This window comes from Variovorax sp. 01N429, assembly GCF_056399425.1.
On the sequence record NZ_JBFTRG010000002.1, the window covers coordinates 496,975 to 514,603 of the forward strand.

A 17,629-nucleotide genomic window follows, 5' to 3' on the forward strand; every position below is an offset into this window, starting at 1 on the left:
TGGTCCACGGCTACCATTCGGCGATGCGCCCTTCCCTTCTGGTCGTTGTCGCCGCAGCGTCTTTTGCAGGTGCGGCACAGGCACAGGACTACGCGCACTATCAGGGCGCCTGGAATGGTTCCTTCTTGTTTTATGTGGCGCAGCAGGACACCGGCGCGCTGGGTCCGCCGGAGGTCTATCCCGGCACGCTCCAGATCGAGGCCGACGGCGCAGTGGGTGGCAGCGTGCCGGATGCGGCCTGCATGATGAAAGGGTCCAGCACCGACTATGTCTCGCCCATCAATGCATCGATCGACCTCGATGTGAGCGGCTGCAGGGACACGCGCTTCAACGGCCACTACAACGGCAAGCTGCTCAACAACCCGACGTTGAAGTACGCATCGCTCCGCTTGAGTTCGATTCGCTCGATGGACGCAGGCACGGCGCAGATCTCGGCCATCATCCGACACTGACGTCCAACGCCCATTCGACATGCTCGCGAACGAGCGCGCTGGGGTGCGAGAGGCGCGCGGCCAATGCGGCACGGGCGCTTTCGTCGCCGGCCCGCAGCGCATTGCCGAGCGCCACGGCCACGTTGCGCAGCCAGCGTTCATGGCCGATGCGGCGGATCGGGCTGCCTTCGGTGTAGCGGAGAAACTCTTCCTCGGTCCATGCAAAGAGTTCGCCGAGCTGCCGGCCCGTGAGGCCCTCTCTCGCATCGAAATCGGCAAGCGCACTCTTCTTTGCAAACTTGTTCCACGGACAGATCAGTTGGCAGTCGTCGCAGCCGTAGATGCGGTTGGCCATCAGCGGCCGCAGTTCGAGCGGAATGGAACCTGCATGTTCGATCGTCAGGTAGGAGATGCAGCGACGCGCGTCGAGCCGATGAGGCGCGATGATGGCGCGCGTCGGACACACGTCGATGCAGGCGCTGCAGCTCCCGCAGTGCGGCGTGACAGGCTCACTGGGCGGCAGCGCCATGTCCACGTAGATTTCGCCGAGGAAAAACATCGAGCCCGCCTCGCGGTCGAGCACCAGCGTGTGCTTGCCGCGCCAGCCCTGGCCGCTGCGCGACGCCAGTTCGGCTTCGAGCACGGGGGCTGAATCGGTGAACGCACGATGGCCGAAGGGGCCGACTTCTTCTGCGATGCGCTCGGCCAGCTTCGACAGGCGGGACCGCAGCACCTTGTGATAGTCGCGGCCTCGCGCATACATCGACACGATGGCCTCGCTGGGCCGCTGCAACCGCGCGAACTCGATGGCTTGCCACCCGTCAGGCGTGTCCCGCGGCAAGTAGTCCATGCGCGCGGTGATCACCGAAACCGTGCCCGGGACCAGCTCTGCCGGCCTTGCGCGCCGGGTCCCATGCGCGGCCATGTAGTGCATGTCGCCATGAAATCCCTCGGCGAGCCACTGCATCAGGCCCTCTTCCGCACTCGACAGGTCGACACCTGCGACCCCGATTTGGGAGAATCCGAGCTCCCGGGCCAAGGCCTGAATCCGAATGACGAGTTGATGGCTGCCGATCACCTGCCGATTGTAGAAACGCACAGCACCACGCGCGTGTGGCGCACCGAGGACGACACGGATGCACTGGCAGTCGCGCTGGCTCGATCGCCCGCCCTGCGCAACGCCTTCATCGCGCTGCAAGGCGACCTCGGTGCCGGCAAGACGACCTTTGTCCGCCACCTTCTGCGCGCCTTGGGCATCACCGGTCGCATCAAGAGCCCAACCTATGCGGTGGTCGAACCGCACGAGGCGCCGGACGGGCTCGCCATCTTCCATTTCGACTTCTACCGATTCAGCGATCCGCGCGAATGGGAAGACGCAGGCTTCCGCGACATCTTCGCCGGCCCCGGCCTCAAGTTGGCTGAGTGGCCAGAAAACGCCGCGGGGCGCATTCCACTTGCGGACCTCGCTATTAAAATCGAAGCAATGACCGACGACACTCGCACCGTGACCCTTCGTGCCAATACGCCGCGCGGCACCCGGTTGCTGGCCGACGCCGCATGAGCGCCGGACTGAAGCGACGCGCGCTGCTGCAAGGCGGTAGCCTGGCCCTGTTGCTCGGGGTGCAGGAAATCGCCCGCGGCGCCACCATCGTGGCAGTCCGCGTCTGGCCCGCTGAAGACTACACACGCGTCACCATCGAATCGGACGGCCGGCTCAAGTCGCAGCAACTGGTGGTCGGCAACCCACCCCGCCTGGCAGTGGACGTCGAAGGCATCGACCTCAATCCGGCCCTGCGCGAGCTCGTCGGCAAGATCAAGCCCGACGACCCCTACATCAATGGCTTGCGCGTCGGGCAGTTCGCGCCCAGCGTGGTACGCATCGTCTTCGATCTGAAGCAGGCGGTCGCACCGCAGGTCTTTTCGCTCGCGCCGGTGGCGGCCTACCGCGATCGGCTTGTGCTCGATCTCTATCCGCAGCAAGCCATTGACCCGCTCGAAGCACTCATCACGGAGCGCATGCGTGATGCCCAGAAGGCCCCGCAGGCTGCAAGTCAACCGGCCCGGCCCGGCCCGGAAGCACCCGATCCGTTGGGTGAGCTGATGGCCCAGCAATCGGCACGCCCGCCGCAGCCGTCCTCATTGGCGCCTGGCAATCGGGCGCCCGCGGGCACCGGCCTGCCGCTGCAAGTGCCTCCCGCCGCGAGCGCGCCGCCACCCGCAGCGCCCCCAGCCGTTGCACGCGGAGGCGCGACCGCCAGCCAGACCGATCGGATCATCATCGTCGCGCTCGACCCGGGCCACGGCGGTGAAGACCCCGGCGCGACCGGATCGAACGGCACGCGTGAAAAAGACATCGTGCTGCAGATCGCGCACCGGCTGCGCCAACGCATCAACGCCAGCAGCGTCAACGGCAATCCGATGCGCGCCTTTCTCACGCGCGACTCCGACTTCTTCGTGCCGCTCGGCGTGCGCGTGCAGAAGGCGCGCCGCGTACAGGCCGACCTCTTCGTGAGCATCCACGCCGACGCGTTCACCACGCCTGATGCACGCGGGGCGAGCGTGTTCGCCCTCAGCCAGAGCGGCGCGTCGAGCAGCGCCGCACGCTGGCTCGCTAACAAGGAAAACCAGGCCGACAGCGTCGGCGGCGTGAACGTCGGGAGCCACGAAGTGCAGGTCCAACGCGCCTTGCTCGACATGAGCACCACCGCGCAGATCAACGACAGCATCAAGCTCGGCGGCGCGATGCTAGGGGAGATCCGCAGCATCGGCGCCCGTCTTCACAAGGGTCAGGTCGAGCAAGCCGGCTTTGCCGTTCTCAAGGCACCGGACATTCCGAGCGTGCTGGTCGAAACAGCGTTTATCAGCAATCCCGAAGAAGAAGCCAAGCTGCGCAGCACCGCCTACCAGGAAGACCTTGCGGACGCGCTCATGCGCGGCATCCAGCGCTACTTTGCGCAGAACCCGCCCCTGGCGCGCAGCCGGCAGTTGTAGCGGCGGCGTACAGGCGGTCACTGCCGCTGTTTGCGCAGCTGTTTGCGCAGCTATTTGCCCGGCAGCCCGCAGGCCTGCAGCGAGCTTTTCTTCATCGCATCCATCTCACGGCGCGAAGTCGGCGGGCTGCCATGAAAAGCCGTCGTGAAACGCTCCGCGCCGCAGTCGCAGCGCTCGACACGATCAGCCTGCTTGCGAAAGCTCGTGAGGCAGTCTCGCTTGAACCATCCGAAGATCTTCGGCTTCGGAGCGGGGCAAGACTCCAGCAGCTTCAGCTCGCGCACGATCGCCTTGCGTTGATGCGTCGAATCCGCCGCCTGCACACCCTTCCGGTACCCCTCGGTCAGGCACTGGCAGTCGTATAGCTCGGGGTAGATCTCGTTCTTGGCGCAGGCGACGCTGAAGCGCTGGATCTCTCGCTCCATGTCTTCTTTCGTCGCGGCGCTGCCTTGCCCGCCGAATGCCGACGCAAGCACCAGAACCATGATCGCGCGCGCCATGCGCTGAACCCGATCCATAACTTCTCCTGTTGCACCGATTCTCCGGGCGAAGCAGCGATATTGCCGCAGTTTCTGCCCCGCGAAGCCCGCAGGAGGCGCTCCAGCCAGAAACTTGAAACGTGCCGCGCCGCCAAGCCATCTAATGGGCGAAGGAAGCAAACAAGCCATGCCCTCCACCCACCCCACCCTCGACGCCGCACCGCCCCCGCCTGGGGAGGCGTCCGATGGCGAACTCGCGACACGCGCCTCGCGCGGCGATCCCCTCGCATTCGAATGCATCATGCGGCGCCACAACCAGCTGCTGTTCCGCACGGCGCGAAGCATCCTCAAGAGCGACGACGAAACGGAAGACGCCTTGCAGGAGGCCTACCTTCGCGCCTGGCGGGCGATCGGGAGCTTTCGGGAAGACGCCCGGCTTTCGACCTGGCTCGCGCGCATCGTCATCAACGAATCTCTGGGCCGCCTGCGCCGCCGAAGCGCACTTGTCATTCCCCTGGATCCGGCGGTGTCCGCCTCCGGAGAAACGGTGGAATCGCAGGCGCCCGACGACCCGGACCACCAGCCGGAGCGTGTCGCCATGCGTGAGGAAATTCGTCGACTCATGGAACGGCGCATCGACCGCCTGCCCGATGCATATCGCACAGTGTTTGTACTGCGCGCGGTCGAAGAAATGAGCGTGGCCGAAACGGCGATGGTGCTCGAGCTCACCGAAGCAACGGTGCGAACGCGCTTTCTGCGGGCCCGCAGCATGTTGCGCGAATCGCTTTCGCGCGACATCGATATTGCGGTCGATGACGCCTTCTCGTTCGATGGCGTGCGATGCGATCGCATCGTCGCCGGCGTGCTCACCAGGCTCCCGAACCGCTGATCACCACCCACCACCCACCCCCCCTCACCACTCGAAAGGAAGATCATCATGCTGTCCCTGTCTTTTCTTCAAATGCCCACACCCGTCGCCGCACGGCGCCTGTTCCTGGGCAAGTCGGGGTTGATGTTGTCGGGCGCCGCAGTCGCGCTGCTGGCCGGAAACGATGCGCTCGCAGCGAAAACGGGCGGTTCCGAGGGCAACGACGTGCAGATCCTCAACACTGCGCTCGGTGCTGAACTCGAAGCCATTGCGGCCTACCAGCTCGGCGCCGACAGCAAACTGCTGGAGAAGCCGGTGCTCGACCTCGCCGTGACCTTCCAAGGCCATCACAAGGCGCACGCGGCGTTGCTTGCCGCCACCGTCGCGAAGCTCGGCGGCCAACCCGTCTCGGCCAAGGCGAAGTACGACTTCCCGGCCGATCAGCTGAAATCACAGGCCGACGTGCTGAAGTTCGCGGCCAAGCTCGAACAAGGCGCCGTCAGTGCCTATCTGGGCGCAGTGCCACTGTTCAGCGAGCGCGATCTGGCGAAGGCGGCGGCCAGCATCCTCGGCGACGAAGCCATGCACTGGGCGGTTCTGCGCCAAGCCGTCGGCGAAGCGCCGGTGCCTGCGGCGTTCATGACCTGAAGGGGCCTGGAGGCGGCTCAGATATATCACGTCGTGATATAAATGCGGCTTTCTACGCCGCCACCCGATGTCGCCTCCCGCACGCGCACTCATCAAGAAAGACTTCGAAGCCCTTTCCGAATTTCGCTACCAGATGCGCCGTTTCGAGCGCTTCTCCGAGCGCGCGGCGCAAGCCGACGGCATCACGCCGCAGCAGTACTTGATGCTGCTGCACATCAAGGGCTTCCCGGGTCGAAACTGGGCGACGGTGGGTGAAGTCGCCGAACGGCTTCAATCGCAGGCTCATGGCGCGGTGGCCCTGGTCACCCGCTGCGAGGCATTGCATCTCGTCGAGCGCAGGCCGAGCGAGACGGATCGCCGCCAGGTCGAGGTACACCTTCTGGAGCGCGGCGAACAACTGCTGCAGCGCCTCGCAGCCGTTCACCGGGCGGAGCTCAAGTCCCTGAAGGGCGTGTTCCAGGTTCCCCATATCGATCACCCGGACGCACCATGAGCAAATCCCATAGCGATAGCGGCCACAACAGCCATCACGGCCATCGCGGCGATTTCGCGCTCAATGCGCGGCTTTTGCAGATCACGGCCATGGCCGCCGCCATCGGCGCGCTCGGTACGGTCGCGGCCTTCGTGCTGCTGGACCTCATTCGCTTCTTTACCAATCTCTTTTTCTTTCAGACGCTGTCCATCGCCGAGCGATCGCCGGCCACGAACACACTGGGCGCGTGGGTCATCGCGGTGCCGGTGATCGGCGGCCTCATCGTCGGCTTGATGGCACGCTATGGCTCGGACAAGATCCGCGGCCACGGCATCCCCGAGGCGATCGAAGCCATCCTGTTCGGCAAAAGCAAGATGTCGGCAAAGGTCGCGGTGCTCAAGCCGCTTTCGTCGGGCATCGTGATCGGCAGCGGCGGCCCGTTCGGGGCCGAAGGGCCGATCATCATGACGGGCGGCGCCATCGGCTCCCTGATCGCTCAGTACTTTCACCTCTCCTCTGCCGAACGCAAGGCGCTGCTCGTGGCGGGCGCCACCGCCGGCATGACGGCTGTCTTCGGCACGCCGGTCGCGGCGGTGCTGCTCGCGGTGGAGTTATTGCTGTTCGAGTTGCGCCCGCGCAGCCTGCTGCCAGTCGCTGTCGCTTGTGCGGTAGCCGGCTTCACCCGCCCGCTGCTCATGGATCCCGGGCCGCTCTTTCCGCTGCAGACGGCCGTGCCCGGTCCGGTGGCGATGATGTCCTGCATCATTGCCGGGCTGATGTGCGGCTTGCTGGCGGCGGCGCTGTCCGCCTCGCTCTACAAGGTCGAAGATCTTTTCGGCAAGCTGCCTGTCCATTGGATGTGGTGGCCGGCCATTGGCGGGCTGGCGGTCGGCATCGGGGGCTATCTCCAGCCCCGCGCACTCGGCGTGGGCTACGACGTCATCGGCGATCTTCTGCACAACCATCTTGCGATTGGCGTCGTCCTGGCGCTGCTTGCGGTCAAGGCGGTGATCTGGGTGATCGCGCTTGGCTCCGGCACATCGGGCGGCGTGCTGGCGCCGCTGCTGATGATGGGAGCGGGCCTCGGTGTTGGCCTGGCCCAGGTGCTGCCTGGCAACGACCCGATGCTGTGGCCGCTGGTGTGCATGGCCGCGACGCTGGGTGGCGTGATGCGTGCGCCTCTCACGGCAACCATCTTCGCCTTTGGCCTCACGCACGACAGCAATGCGCTGCTGCCACTGCTCACGACTTCAGCCGTTGCGTATGGGTTCACCGTGCTGACGATGCGGCGCTCGATCCTCACCGAAAAGATCGCGCGGCGCGGCTATCACATCTACCGCGAATACGGCATCGATCCGTTGGAGCGTCATTTCGTCGAGGAAGTAATGACGCGCGACGTCGTGGCGATCGATGCCGCATCGACCATCGACCATGCAATGGCGACCCACTTCGGCCAAGGGCAGGCGCACCGGGCGTTCCCGGTGCTCAGCGGCGGTGCACTGCGCGGCATCGTGGATCGCGGGATGCTGGCGCATGCACTTCGCACGCCCGGCGCCACGGTGGGCAGCGCCTGCGAAGGCTCGGTGCCACACTACGCGCTGCCGGGCGAGAGCTGCCGCACGGTCGCCACGCGGATGGCGAGGCATCGGATAGAACGCCTTCCCGTCGTCGCCGATCCAGTCTCGATGGCGCTCGTCGGCATCGTGGCGCGCAGCGATCTGATCAAGCCATCGATCGTGCATTTCGACGAAGAAGAAAACCGCGAACGGATGCGCAGCATGCCCTGGCGATCACAGCCGTAGTCCGGCGGGCGAGGCTCCCGCAGTCGCTAAGATGCGGGTCTTCGCCATGTCCGCCCTTCGCGCCCTTCGCTTCCGCACCCGCCCCCCGCGCCATCTCGCATGGCTGCTGTGGCTCGTGCTGCTGCTTCCGGTCGCGCAGGCGGCCACGACGTGGCATACGGTCTCGCACACGGCCCAAGCCAGTTCCGAGGCCGTTTCCGAGGGCAATTCCGAGAGTGGCGACCTCAAGGGCAAGCAGACACCGGACGCCGCACATTGCGACCTCTGCCTGGCCGCCGCGGCCATTCACGGGGGCGCGCTGCCCAGCACGCCGGTTGTCTTTGCACCGTATTCCGCGCCGCACGAAGCGCCGGCTGTAGCCGTCGCAAGCGTATGGCCAGGATTGCCCCCGCGCATCTACGAAAGCCGCGCACCCCCGACACCTCGCTTCGACCGTTGATCGCCGGCCCCCCGGTCCGCTCACAGAGCGGGCGGGTGCCATCCAACGTCCTTGCGAGGAGTTTTCTTTTCATGCATACCCTTTCCCGGGTCAGCCTTGCGCTGGCCCTGGCCACGCCATTCGGCGCGATGGCCGACTCATCTTCCTCTGACGTCGAAGCACTTCGACAGGAGATCAAATCCATGCGCGCGGATTACGAGACGCGCATGGAGGCACTCGAACAGCGCGTCAAGGCGGCTGAAGCGACTGCCGCGAGTGCGACCGCCGCAGCGACGAGCGCACCGCCGGCGACGGTTGCTGGTGCACCGCCCGCTGCCCCGCCGGCGGCGTCGGCAGTGGCGTCCACCGGCGGCGGCGGCGGCGGCACGAATGCCTTCAACCCTGCGATGTCGCTGATCCTTTCGGGCGGCTACACCAACACATCGCAAGACCCCGCCAAATACACGATCAGCGGCTTTCCGCTGCCGCCCAACGCCGAAATCGGACCTGGTACGCGCGGCTTCAGCCTGGCCGAAACAGAACTGGGGTTCTCGGCAAGCATCGACCCTTGGCTGCGCGGCGCCGCGAACATCGCGCTGGAGGCGGACAACTCGGTGTCCATCGAAGAAGCCTACGTGCAGACGACTTCGCTCGGCAATGGGTTGTCGCTCAAGGGCGGCCGCTTCTTCTCCAGCATCGGCTATCTCAATCCGCAGCATTCGCACACCTGGGACTTCGTCGACAGCCCGCTGGCCTACCAGGCCATGCTGGGCAACCAGTACGGCGACGACGGCATGCAGCTGAGCTGGATCGCGCCCATCGACCAGTACCTGGAAATCAACGCCGAAGTCGGGCGCGGCCTCACCTATCCGGGCAGCAATTCGAGCATCAACGGCGCGGGCATGACGGCACTGAGTCTGCACACGGGCGGCGACATCGGCAACAGCAGCAGTTGGCGCGCGGGCGCGTCAGTGTTGAACGCGAAGGCGAGCGACCAGGCGCTCGTCGCAACCGACGCAGCCGGCGCCTCGGTGAACGACATCTTCAACGGCAATACGCGCGTCTGGGTGCTCGACGGCGTCTGGAAGTGGGCGCCCAACGGAAACGCCACGCGCACCAACTTCAAGCTGCAAGGCGAATACCTGCACAGCACGCGCAGCGGCAACCTGCTTTACGACGTGGGCAACCTCGACGCCTTCGGCAACTACCGGGTTGCGCAATCAGGCTGGTATGTGCAGGGCGTGTACCAGTTCATGCCGCGCTGGCGCATCGGCGTTCGCACGGAGGCATTGGACCCCGGCACGCCGGACTTCGGGTTCGCGTCGCCGTTGCTCTTCAGCAGCTACAAGCCGCGCAAGAACTCGGTAATGCTGGACTTCAACCCGAGCGAGTTCTCGCGCATCCGATTGCAATTTGCGCAAGACCGCGCGGCGCAGGGTCGCACCGACAACCAGATCTTCCTGCAATACCAGATGAGCCTCGGCGCGCATGGTGCGCACAGCTACTGAAATGAGGCTCTCCCCCAGGCTTGCCCACTTCGTGTGGCCACCACCCCCCTCTCCGGGGGCAACCCCTGCGGCCCGGCAAAGCCGGTTCCGCGGGGTTTCTGGCCTCGGCCGTGCCGCTTTCCATGTAAAGGCATCAAAGGAACACATCATGAAGATCCACTCTTCTCGCGCCTCTCACTCTTCTCTTTTCGCGCTGCTCGCCGTGCCACTGATGCTGCTGGCGCTGCCCTCTCACGCGGCGCTACGCGTCTTCGCCTGCGAGCCCGAATGGGGCGCGCTGACACAGGAGCTCGGCGGTAGTCTGGTCGATGTCTCCGTGGCGACCAATGCGCTGCAGGATCCGCACCAGATCCAGGCCAAGCCGAGCCTGATCTCCCGCGCGCGCAGTGCCGACCTCGTTGTCTGCACCGGTGCCGAGCTGGAGATCGGATGGCTGCCCGTGCTGCTGCAGCAATCGGGCAATGCGAAGGTTCAGCAAGGTCAGCCCGGCAATTTCGCGGCGGCTGATTTCGTGCGCAAGCTCGAAGTGCCGACGCAGGTCGATCGCTCGCAAGGCGATGTGCATGCGGCCGGCAATCCGCACATCCAGACCGACCCGCGCAACATCGCGCTCGTCGCCGCGGCGCTCGGCAAGCGCCTGCAGGAAGTCGACCCGTCGAACGCAGCCGAATACGCCAAGCGCCAGGCCGACTTCACGCAGCGCTGGCAACAGGCGATGACGCGCTGGTCAGCGCAGGCAGCGCCGCTCAAGGGCGCGCCGGTGGTGTCGCAGCACAACGCCTTCGTCTATCTCTATGACTGGCTTGGGATGAAGGAGGTCGCCGTGCTCGAGCCCAAGCCGGGCGTCGAGCCGACCGCCTCGCATCTGCAGGAGGTGCAGGCCACGCTCAAAGGGTCGCCGGCAAAGATGGTGATCTATGCGGCGTATCAAGATTCGCGGCCTTCGGATTGGCTCAGCAAGAACGCGGGCACGCCTGCAGTGAAGCTCCCGTTCACCGTGGGCGGCACCGACGGCGCGAAGGATCTCTTCGGGCTCTTCGACGACACACTGACGCGATTGCTCAGTGCGGGAGGCAAGTCGTGAACTGGAGCGCGCTCGACTGGGGCATCCTCGGCCCAGCGCTGATCGCCGGCCTGCTGGTGCTCGCGACGCACGTGCCGCTGGGCATGCAGGTGCTCGACCGCGGAATCGTGTTCATCGACCTGGCCATCGCGCAGATCGCAGGTCTTGGTGTGATTGCAGCCGATGCGCTCGGCATGCCTGAAGGCGGCGTGGCCGTGCAGTTCGCCGCCGTGTCCGCCGCATTGCTCGGCGCATGGCTGCTCACGTGGACCGAACGCCGCGCCCCCCAACAGCAGGAGGCATTGATCGGGGTGATGTTCATCCTCGCCGCATGCGCCGGCATCCTGCTGCTGTCGAGCAATCCGCACGGCGGCGAGCACCTGAAGGACCTGCTTGTCGGGCAGATCCTGTGGGTCAACACGGCGCAATTGCTGTGGCTGGGCGGCATCTCGGCCGCGCTTCTGCTTGCACTGTCGATGGGGTGGATCGGGCGGCTGGGCCGGTTCGGCTTCTACGCCGCGTTCGCGCTCGCGGTGACTGCGTCGGTGCAGCTCGTTGGCGTGTACCTGGTGTTCTCGAGCCTGATCATCCCGGCACTCGGCACGCGCGGATTGCGCGGAGCGCGGCGCCTCAAGGTGGCCTATGCGATGGGTGTGGCGGGCTATGCGCTGGGGCTCGCGCTTTCGGCGGTGTTCGACCTTCCCTCGGGCGCAGTCATCGTGTGGACGCTGGCCGCGTGCGCGTTGGCTGGCGCTCTGGCGTTGCGCCCCGATGCTGCGCAGCCTCGGGCCGACTACAACTTGTAGGTCGACAGCAGGATGCTCGTCTCGCTGTTCGAGATCCCCGGGATCGAGCGGATGTCGGTGAGCACCTTATCGAAAGCCTCCAGCGTGTCGGCGCGCAGTTCGGCCAGGAGGTCCCATCGCCCGTTGGTCGAATGCAGGGCCATGACGTTGGGATGACCCCTGAGCGAACGCCGCACGGCGTCGCCCTGGGAGCCGACGACCTCGATGCTCATCATGGCCCTGATTCGATGCGATTCCGCATCAGGCCGCAGCCGCACGGTGTAGCCCACGATGGTTCCGTCGTCTTCCAGCTTGCTGATGCGGTTCTGCACCGTGGCGCGCGCGACGCGCAGCTTCTGCGCGAGCGCCACCACGGACATCCGGGCGTTGTCCCGCATGAGGGCGATGAGTTGGCGGTCGATGTCGTCCATACCTGGCGTGTTGCTGGCATTGTGCTATGTGAGATGAGCAACATGCAAGCTTCCAAGCCGGATTTGACAAGTTGAAGGGTTCAATCTGGCACCCTTGAGAGGAACAATGGACGCATGAGAGATCACTGCGGCTCCCTCCGCAGCGGAGATACCCATGACGCGTTTCATCGATGTTCCGGCCATGTCCCGCCTCATTCAGGATGTCGGCGTGATTCCGCTCGTCGGCCGGTTGGCGGAATTCGTCGAGCAGGATTTCGTGAGCTGGGCGGACTTCGAGAAGACAGCGCGCCTGGCAAGCCATTCGGACATCGGCGTCATCGAACTGATGCCAGTATCGAGCGCCAAGACCTATGCCTTCAAGTACGTCAATGGTCATCCGCGCAATACGGCAAAGGGCCTCTACACGGTCATGGCGTTCGGCGTGCTGGCGGAAGTCGACACCGGCTATCCGGTGCTGCTGTCGGAGCTCACGGTGGCGACCGCACTGCGCACGTGCGCAACGTCGCTGATGGCGGCACGCGCGCTGGCGCGGCCCGACGCTCGCCGCATGGCGCTCATCGGCAATGGCGCGCAAAGTGAGTTCCAGGCTGTGGCGTTTCATGCGCATCTCGGCATCGAGGAAATCGCGGTCTACGACGTGGACCCGCGCGCCACTGAGAAGCTGATTCGCAACCTCTCGATCTTCCCGGCGCTGAAGATCGTTCGCGCCGCTTCAACCGCCGAAGCCGTGCGCGGTGCAGACATCGTGACCACGGTCACTGCGGACAAGGCCTACGCCACCATCCTCACGCCCGACATGATCGAGCCCGGCATGCACATCAACGCCATCGGCGGCGATTGCCCCGGCAAGACCGAACTGCATGCCGACGTCTTGCGCGTCGCTCGCGTGTTCGTCGAATACGAACCGCAGACGCGCATCGAGGGCGACATCCAGCAGTTGCCGAAGGACTTTCCGGTGGTCGACCTTTGGCGTGTTCTTGCAGGCATCGAGCAGGGCAGACAAAGCGCCTCGCAGGTTACGGTTTTCGATTCCGTCGGCTTTGCGCTCGAAGACTATTCGACATTGCGCTACGTGCTCGAACAGGCGACGAAGCGCAATCTCGGCACCGAGGTCGAACTCGTGCCGTGGGCCGACGATCCGAAGGACCTGTTTCGCTACACACGCAAGGGGAATCCACGCGCCGTGATGCGGCGCGTGGCGTGAACCGGAGAGGGGACTTGATTGCGAGCCAACGGCGCGCGCGCCAAGATAGTGCATTCGGTCAACACGCCGGGGCCGTCTCCTACACATCTGGTTGCAGGCATCTTCAGAATGATTTCACCAACAAATGAAAGGTGGACATCATGAACACAAGACTCTGGATCACCGCTGCGGCTGCGACGTCGATCATGGCACTGGCCGGATGTGCCGCGGGACCCAATGAGCAATTGGGGACGGCGGGCGGTGCGGTCGGCGGCGCATTGGTCGGCCAGGCCATTGGTCACAACACCGCAGCAACTGTTGGCGGCGCGGCCGTTGGAGGGCTGATCGGCAACCAGGTTGGACGAAGTTCCGACCAGCGCAACTACAACAACCAGCAACCCTACTACCCTGGCAACACCTACTACCCTAACAACGGGCCTCGCTACTAAGCAGGCAGGGCATTCGATCGAAGGCGCGCCGGATTGAGCGCGCTTTTTTTTGGCTTTTTGATCTGCGGCTGCACGTATAAAGACGCCATGAGACAACGCTTGCTGATCACGATCACGACGATGATTGCCGCCGCAGGGCTATTGCTGTTGGGCGCCTGCACTTCGACACCTTCAAGCAAAACCCCTACAGCAACAGCAACAGCGACAGCAACAACGCCCCTCACCTCTCAGTGCCCGAAAGACCTTCCCGCCGGCACGCGTTGCTACACCGGGCAAGACAGCATGGGCGCCTTTTTCTGGGTCGCCATTCCGGCCGACTGGAACCATGTACTCGTGATGCACGCGCACGGCGGCCCCGAAATCGGAGCACCGTCTTTGGCGCGCGCCACCGAGGACCTAGGGCGATGGAAAGTCACCGTAAAAGCGGGATATGCATGGGCCGGCTCGACCTACCGGCGCGGCGGCTACGGCGTGACGATGGCCGCCGAGGACACCGAACGCCTGCGCGCCTGGTTCGTGCAGAACTTCGGCTTGCCGCGGCGCACCATCCTGCACGGACAGAGCTACGGCGCGGGCGTGGCAGCAAAAACCGCAGAGCTGTACGCGACAGACGATGGTCGAAAGGGACCGTACGACGGCGTTCTCCTGACCAGCGGTGTGCTCGGCGGCGGCACGCAGGCTTACGACTATCGCCTGGACCTTCGCGTGGTCTATCAGTATTTTTGCCGCAACCATCCGCTGCCGAGTGAAACGCCCTATCCGCTCTGGCAAGGCCTTCCGCGCGAATCGAAGCTCACCGCAGCCCAACTGGCGCGGCGCGTCGATGACTGCACCGGCATTCGCAAGCCGGCTGCGGAACGGACACCGCAGCAGCGCCAAAACCTCGCAAACATCTTGAACGTGATTCACATCCCCGAGCGATCGCTGGTCGGCAACATGAACTGGGCGACCTTCCTCTTCCGCGATCTCGTGCAAGAACGGCTCGACGGAAAGAACCCGTTCGGCAACATCGGCGTCGTCTATGCAGGTTCGTCGGACGACGCTGCACTCAACGCTGGCGTGATGCGCTATCGCGCCGATCCAGCGGCTGTGGCAAAGCTCGCTGCCGACAGCGATCCGACAGGGCAGGTCAATGTGCCCACGCTCGGCCTGCACGCCATCAATGATCCGACAGCCTTTGTCGAGCTGGAATCGAGCTATCGCCAAATCCGCGAGCGCGCCGGCACTGCGGATTTGCTGGTCCAGACATTCAGCCGCGAATCGGAGCACAGCTACCTGAGCGATGCCGAATACCCGACGCTGCTCGCGGCGCTGCTCGACTGGATCGACAACGGGCACAAGCCCACGCCCGCTGAAATCGCGATGCGCTGCAAGGACTATGAAGCGCGATTCGGCCAAGGCTGCCATTTCGATCCGGCGTATGCGCCAAAGCCTTTGTCCGCTCGCGTGCCGCCGCGCGAACGGCCATAGAACGCTTGAGCTTCAGCGCGCCGCGGACGCGCCTCGCGCTCGCCAGGCGCCAAAGATTGCGACGAGGCCTGGGATCAAGATCAGCGCCCAGATGATCTTCTCGAGGTTTTCCTTCACCACCGGAATGTTTCCGAAGAAGTAACCCGCAGTGCAGATGCCAAGCACCCACAGCAGCGCACCGATGATGTTGAAGAGCGTGAATTTGCCGCGCGTCATGTCGGCCACGCCCGCCACGAAAGGCGCGAAGGTGCGAATGAAAGGCATGAAGCGCGCGAGGATGATGGTCACGCCGCCATAGCGCTCGTAGAAGGCATGGGCCTGATCGAAGGCTCTTCGGTTGAAGAAGCGCGAACTCTCCCACTTGAATACCTTCGGCCCGAAATAGCGTCCGATGCTGAAGTTGCACTGATCGCCCAGGATGGCCGCGGCCAGCAGAATTGGCACCGCCACGCCATAGCTCATGAGCCCGGCACCGGCGAGCGCGCCCACGATGAAAAGCAGCGAATCGCCCGGAAGAAATGGCATCACCACGAGGCCTGTCTCGACGAAAACGATGAGGAACAAAAGCCCATACACCCAAGGGCCGTAGGCGATGACGAAGTCCTGGAGGTGTCTGTCGATATGCAGGATGAAATCGACGAGAAAGGTGATGATTTCCATGGCCCGCATTATCACGAGCCCGCGCGACGCCCTTCTAGAATGTCCCCGTGAGTGCACTCCCCACGTCCACGGCCGCGCCCGCGCGCCGACCGATCCGAGAGCTTCCCGACGAGCTCATCAGCCAGATTGCGGCTGGCGAAGTGGTCGAGCGTCCCGCCTCCGTGGTGCGCGAGCTGCTCGACAACGCGCTCGACGCGGGTGCGCGCCAGATCACGGTGCGACTCTCGGCCGGCGGCGTTCGGCTCATTTCGATCGAGGACGACGGTCTGGGCTTGCCGCGCGATGAATTGCCGCTGGCTTTGCGCCGCCATGCCACCAGCAAGATCGCGAGCCTCGGCGATCTCGAAACCGTCGGCACCATGGGCTTTCGTGGCGAAGCGCTGGCCGCCATCAACGCGATTGCCGAGCTCACCATCCTTTCCCGCTTCGCCGGTGCAGATGGCGCCTTCGCGCTCGATGGGCGCACTGGCGAGCTGCGCCCTGTCGCACGCGCGGACGGCACGACTGTCGAAGTGCGCGAGCTCTTTTTCGCGACACCCGCGCGCCGCAAGTTCCTGAAGACGGACGCTACCGAACTGGCGCATTGCATCGAGGCGGTGAGACGCCATGCGCTCGCGCGGCCCGACGTCGGCTTCTCCATCTGGCATGAAGGCCGGCTGGTCGAGCAATGGCGCGCGGCCGCTTCGCGCGACCAGCGGCTGGCGGACACGCTCAGCGATGATTTCGTCGCGCAGAGCGTCGCAGTGGACCGCATTGCGGGCGCCGTGCGGGTCACCGGCCGCGCTGGCATCCCCGATGCCGCTCGCTCGCGCGCGGATCAGCAGTTCTTCTATGTCAACGGCCGCTTCGTGCGCGACAAGGTGCTCGGCCATGCCGTGCGCAGTGCGTATGAAGACGTGCTGCACGGCCAGCGTCAGCCGGTGTATGCGCTTTATCTTGAGATCGACCCGGCGCGGGTCGACGTCAATGTGCATCCGACGAAGATCGAAGTGCGCTTTCGCGATGGGCGCGAGGTACACCAGGCGGTGCGCCACGCGATCGAAGATGCCCTCGCCGCACCGCGGGCGGGCGACGCCACAGTTGCTTCTGCAGAGCCTTTCTTCAAGCCGCGCGCAGTGCCGGCCTCCGCGTCGTGGGTGCAACCCGGAATCCCGTTCGCCTCAGAGCGGGGACTGGGCGATGCCGCCGCGATGTGGCCGATGCAACGACAACAACCGCAACCGCAACCGCAACCGCAGTCGCAGTCGCAGTCGCCATCGCTGATGGACGTTGCGCCCCCGCAAGTGCGCGACTTCGGGTCACCCACCGGCCTTGAAAAACCGGCCGAAGTGCAAACCTGGCCACTCGGCCGAGCATTGGCCCAATTGCAGGGCATTTACATCCTTGCCGAAAACAGCCAGGGCCTCGTGATCGTGGACATGCATGCAGCGCACGAACGCATCGTCTATGAGCGCCTGAAGACGCAGCTCGACGGCGCCGCCATCGCCAGTCAGCCGCTGCTGATTCCGGCCAGCTTCGCCGCCACACCGCAGGAAGTGGCCACTGCCGAGGCCTGCGCCGAAGTGCTGCCCTCGCTAGGCCTCGAAATCACACCTTTTTCGCCCCGCACGCTCGCCGTGCGCGCCGTGCCGAGCACGCTGGCCGATGGCGATCCGGTCGAACTGGCCCGCAGCGTATTGGCCGAACTGTCCAATCACGACGCAAGCACAGTCGTGCAGCGTGCCCAGAACGAGCTGTTGTCCACCATGGCCTGCCATGGCGCTGTGCGCGCCAATCGCAAGCTGACGATTGACGAAATGAACGGACTGCTCCGGCAAATGGAAGCGACCGAGCGTTCGGACCAGTGCAATCACGGCCGGCCGACGTGGCGGCAGTTGTCGGTGCGGGAACTGGACGCTCTCTTCATGCGCGGGCGCTGAGCTAGGGTTTACCAGTGTCAGCCGACGACCGGGCACGCGCGTTGCATGAGGT

Annotated in this window: 20 protein-coding genes; 15 read left to right on the forward strand and 5 right to left on the reverse strand. The window is 64.9% G+C overall.

Annotated features, from left to right (window positions below; translation table 11 throughout):
* Positions 1–23 precede the first annotated feature (23 nt).
* A complete protein-coding gene (locus AC1DSF_RS05555) occupies positions 24–452 on the forward strand; it encodes a hypothetical protein (RefSeq protein WP_478144376.1) in 429 nt (142 codons plus the stop codon).
* Here AC1DSF_RS05555 and queG read toward each other — a convergent pair.
* Complete coding sequence (queG, locus tag AC1DSF_RS05560) at positions 439–1,509, reverse strand: tRNA epoxyqueuosine(34) reductase QueG (RefSeq protein WP_478182438.1); 1,071 nt, start codon at positions 1,507–1,509, stop codon at positions 439–441. The genes AC1DSF_RS05555 and queG overlap by 14 nt on opposite strands.
* Between queG and tsaE the strand changes: the two genes are divergently transcribed.
* Together tsaE and AC1DSF_RS05570 are read left to right on the forward strand one after the other, a co-directional pair.
* Positions 1,495–1,992 carry a tRNA (adenosine(37)-N6)-threonylcarbamoyltransferase complex ATPase subunit type 1 TsaE gene (tsaE, locus tag AC1DSF_RS05565; protein ID WP_478182439.1) on the forward strand — a complete coding sequence of 166 codons (498 nt, stop codon included), beginning with the start codon at positions 1,495–1,497 and terminating at the stop codon, positions 1,990–1,992. The two genes, queG and tsaE, sit on opposite strands and share 15 nt — an antisense overlap.
* Positions 1,989–3,422 carry an N-acetylmuramoyl-L-alanine amidase gene (locus AC1DSF_RS05570; RefSeq protein ID WP_478182440.1) on the forward strand — a complete coding sequence of 478 codons (1,434 nt, stop codon included), beginning with the start codon at positions 1,989–1,991 and terminating at the stop codon, positions 3,420–3,422. Before tsaE ends, AC1DSF_RS05570 begins: the two co-directional genes overlap by 4 nt.
* A gap of 50 nt (positions 3,423–3,472) precedes the next feature.
* Here the strand turns inward: AC1DSF_RS05570 and AC1DSF_RS05575 are convergent, their stop codons facing one another.
* Positions 3,473–3,940 (reverse strand): hypothetical protein, encoded by a 468-nt coding sequence (locus tag AC1DSF_RS05575; protein WP_478123863.1) that lies wholly within the window; start codon positions 3,938–3,940, stop codon positions 3,473–3,475.
* 148 nt (positions 3,941–4,088) lie between these two features.
* Here AC1DSF_RS05575 and AC1DSF_RS05580 point away from each other — a divergent pair, with 148 nt between their 5' ends.
* The 8 genes from AC1DSF_RS05580 to AC1DSF_RS05615 all read left to right on the forward strand — a co-directional run bounded on the left by AC1DSF_RS05580 (position 4,089) and on the right by AC1DSF_RS05615 (position 11,486).
* The gene (locus AC1DSF_RS05580) at positions 4,089–4,790 is read left to right on the forward strand and encodes an RNA polymerase sigma factor (protein WP_478182441.1); all 702 of its coding nucleotides are present in this window, start codon (positions 4,089–4,091) and stop codon (positions 4,788–4,790) included.
* Between the two features lie 57 nt (positions 4,791–4,847).
* Positions 4,848–5,417: a ferritin-like domain-containing protein gene (locus tag AC1DSF_RS05585; RefSeq protein ID WP_478123996.1), complete on the forward strand. Its 570-nt coding sequence runs from the start codon at positions 4,848–4,850 to the stop codon at positions 5,415–5,417.
* Positions 5,418–5,484: 67 nt separating this feature from the next.
* Positions 5,485–5,910, forward strand: a complete 426-nt coding sequence (locus tag AC1DSF_RS05590) for a MarR family winged helix-turn-helix transcriptional regulator (protein ID WP_478182442.1) — start codon at positions 5,485–5,487, stop codon at positions 5,908–5,910.
* A complete protein-coding gene (locus AC1DSF_RS05595) occupies positions 5,907–7,691 on the forward strand; it encodes a chloride channel protein (protein ID WP_478123866.1) in 1,785 nt (594 codons plus the stop codon). The genes AC1DSF_RS05590 and AC1DSF_RS05595 overlap by 4 nt, the downstream gene beginning before the upstream one ends.
* A gap of 46 nt (positions 7,692–7,737) precedes the next feature.
* Positions 7,738–8,130, forward strand: coding sequence for a DUF2946 family protein (locus tag AC1DSF_RS05600; protein WP_478123867.1), 393 nt, complete (start codon positions 7,738–7,740; stop codon positions 8,128–8,130).
* A 71-nt stretch (positions 8,131–8,201) separates the two neighbouring features.
* The gene (locus AC1DSF_RS05605) at positions 8,202–9,617 is read left to right on the forward strand and encodes a hypothetical protein (protein WP_478182443.1); all 1,416 of its coding nucleotides are present in this window, start codon (positions 8,202–8,204) and stop codon (positions 9,615–9,617) included.
* A 148-nt stretch (positions 9,618–9,765) separates the two neighbouring features.
* The gene (locus tag AC1DSF_RS05610) at positions 9,766–10,701 is read left to right on the forward strand and encodes a metal ABC transporter substrate-binding protein (protein ID WP_478144368.1); all 936 of its coding nucleotides are present in this window, start codon (positions 9,766–9,768) and stop codon (positions 10,699–10,701) included.
* Positions 10,698–11,486, forward strand: a complete 789-nt coding sequence (locus tag AC1DSF_RS05615) for a metal ABC transporter permease (protein WP_478123870.1) — start codon at positions 10,698–10,700, stop codon at positions 11,484–11,486. The genes AC1DSF_RS05610 and AC1DSF_RS05615 overlap by 4 nt, the downstream gene beginning before the upstream one ends.
* On the opposite strand, the gene AC1DSF_RS05620 is transcribed toward AC1DSF_RS05615, so the two are convergent.
* On the reverse strand, positions 11,474–11,896 hold the full coding sequence (locus tag AC1DSF_RS05620) for an Lrp/AsnC family transcriptional regulator (RefSeq protein ID WP_478123871.1): 423 nt from the start codon (positions 11,894–11,896) through the stop codon (positions 11,474–11,476). The two genes, AC1DSF_RS05615 and AC1DSF_RS05620, sit on opposite strands and share 13 nt — an antisense overlap.
* 154 nt (positions 11,897–12,050) lie before the next feature.
* Here AC1DSF_RS05620 and AC1DSF_RS05625 point away from each other — a divergent pair, with 154 nt between their 5' ends.
* Together AC1DSF_RS05625 and AC1DSF_RS05630 are read left to right on the forward strand one after the other, a co-directional pair.
* Positions 12,051–13,100, forward strand: a complete 1,050-nt coding sequence (locus AC1DSF_RS05625; RefSeq protein WP_478123872.1) for an ornithine cyclodeaminase — start codon at positions 12,051–12,053, stop codon at positions 13,098–13,100.
* A gap of 140 nt (positions 13,101–13,240) precedes the next feature.
* Positions 13,241–13,528 carry a glycine zipper 2TM domain-containing protein gene (locus AC1DSF_RS05630; RefSeq protein ID WP_478123873.1) on the forward strand — a complete coding sequence of 96 codons (288 nt, stop codon included), beginning with the start codon at positions 13,241–13,243 and terminating at the stop codon, positions 13,526–13,528.
* Here the strand turns inward: AC1DSF_RS05630 and AC1DSF_RS05635 are convergent.
* Positions 13,525–13,752, reverse strand: a complete 228-nt coding sequence (locus AC1DSF_RS05635) for a hypothetical protein (RefSeq protein ID WP_478182444.1) — start codon at positions 13,750–13,752, stop codon at positions 13,525–13,527. The genes AC1DSF_RS05630 and AC1DSF_RS05635 overlap by 4 nt on opposite strands.
* A gap of 58 nt (positions 13,753–13,810) precedes the next feature.
* Here AC1DSF_RS05635 and AC1DSF_RS05640 point away from each other — a divergent pair, with 58 nt between their 5' ends.
* Positions 13,811–14,998: an alpha/beta hydrolase gene (locus AC1DSF_RS05640; protein WP_478123875.1), complete on the forward strand. Its 1,188-nt coding sequence runs from the start codon at positions 13,811–13,813 to the stop codon at positions 14,996–14,998.
* A 12-nt stretch (positions 14,999–15,010) separates the two neighbouring features.
* On the opposite strand, the gene AC1DSF_RS05645 is transcribed toward AC1DSF_RS05640, so the two are convergent.
* Entirely contained in the window at positions 15,011–15,658 is a 648-nt protein-coding gene (locus AC1DSF_RS05645; RefSeq protein WP_478123876.1) for a DedA family protein, read from the reverse strand.
* Positions 15,659–15,705: 47 nt separating this feature from the next.
* Here AC1DSF_RS05645 and mutL point away from each other — a divergent pair, with 47 nt between their 5' ends.
* A complete protein-coding gene (mutL, locus tag AC1DSF_RS05650; protein ID WP_478144365.1) occupies positions 15,706–17,577 on the forward strand; it encodes a DNA mismatch repair endonuclease MutL in 1,872 nt (623 codons plus the stop codon).
* The last annotated feature ends 52 nt before the right edge of the window (positions 17,578–17,629 follow it).

What these genes read in the sequence shown, in the direction of transcription:
- AC1DSF_RS05555 (WP_478144376.1), top strand. Translation starts at nt 24, where the DNA reads ATGCGCCCTTCCCTTCTGGTCGTTGTCGCCGCAGCGTCTTTTGCAGGT.
- tsaE (WP_478182439.1), top strand. Translation starts at nt 1,495, where the DNA reads ATGGCTGCCGATCACCTGCCGATTGTAGAAACGCACAGCACCACGCGC.
- AC1DSF_RS05570 (WP_478182440.1), top strand. Translation starts at nt 1,989, where the DNA reads ATGAGCGCCGGACTGAAGCGACGCGCGCTGCTGCAAGGCGGTAGCCTG.
- AC1DSF_RS05575 (WP_478123863.1), bottom strand. Translation starts at nt 3,940, where the DNA reads ATGGATCGGGTTCAGCGCATGGCGCGCGCGATCATGGTTCTGGTGCTT.
- AC1DSF_RS05580 (WP_478182441.1), top strand. Translation starts at nt 4,089, where the DNA reads ATGCCCTCCACCCACCCCACCCTCGACGCCGCACCGCCCCCGCCTGGG.
- AC1DSF_RS05590 (WP_478182442.1), top strand. Translation starts at nt 5,485, where the DNA reads ATGTCGCCTCCCGCACGCGCACTCATCAAGAAAGACTTCGAAGCCCTT.
- AC1DSF_RS05595 (WP_478123866.1), top strand. Translation starts at nt 5,907, where the DNA reads ATGAGCAAATCCCATAGCGATAGCGGCCACAACAGCCATCACGGCCAT.
- AC1DSF_RS05600 (WP_478123867.1), top strand. Translation starts at nt 7,738, where the DNA reads ATGTCCGCCCTTCGCGCCCTTCGCTTCCGCACCCGCCCCCCGCGCCAT.
- AC1DSF_RS05605 (WP_478182443.1), top strand. Translation starts at nt 8,202, where the DNA reads ATGCATACCCTTTCCCGGGTCAGCCTTGCGCTGGCCCTGGCCACGCCA.
- AC1DSF_RS05610 (WP_478144368.1), top strand. Translation starts at nt 9,766, where the DNA reads ATGAAGATCCACTCTTCTCGCGCCTCTCACTCTTCTCTTTTCGCGCTG.
- AC1DSF_RS05620 (WP_478123871.1), bottom strand. Translation starts at nt 11,896, where the DNA reads ATGGACGACATCGACCGCCAACTCATCGCCCTCATGCGGGACAACGCC.
- AC1DSF_RS05625 (WP_478123872.1), top strand. Translation starts at nt 12,051, where the DNA reads ATGACGCGTTTCATCGATGTTCCGGCCATGTCCCGCCTCATTCAGGAT.
- AC1DSF_RS05630 (WP_478123873.1), top strand. Translation starts at nt 13,241, where the DNA reads ATGAACACAAGACTCTGGATCACCGCTGCGGCTGCGACGTCGATCATG.
- AC1DSF_RS05640 (WP_478123875.1), top strand. Translation starts at nt 13,811, where the DNA reads ATGGGCGCCTTTTTCTGGGTCGCCATTCCGGCCGACTGGAACCATGTA.
- AC1DSF_RS05645 (WP_478123876.1), bottom strand. Translation starts at nt 15,658, where the DNA reads ATGGAAATCATCACCTTTCTCGTCGATTTCATCCTGCATATCGACAGA.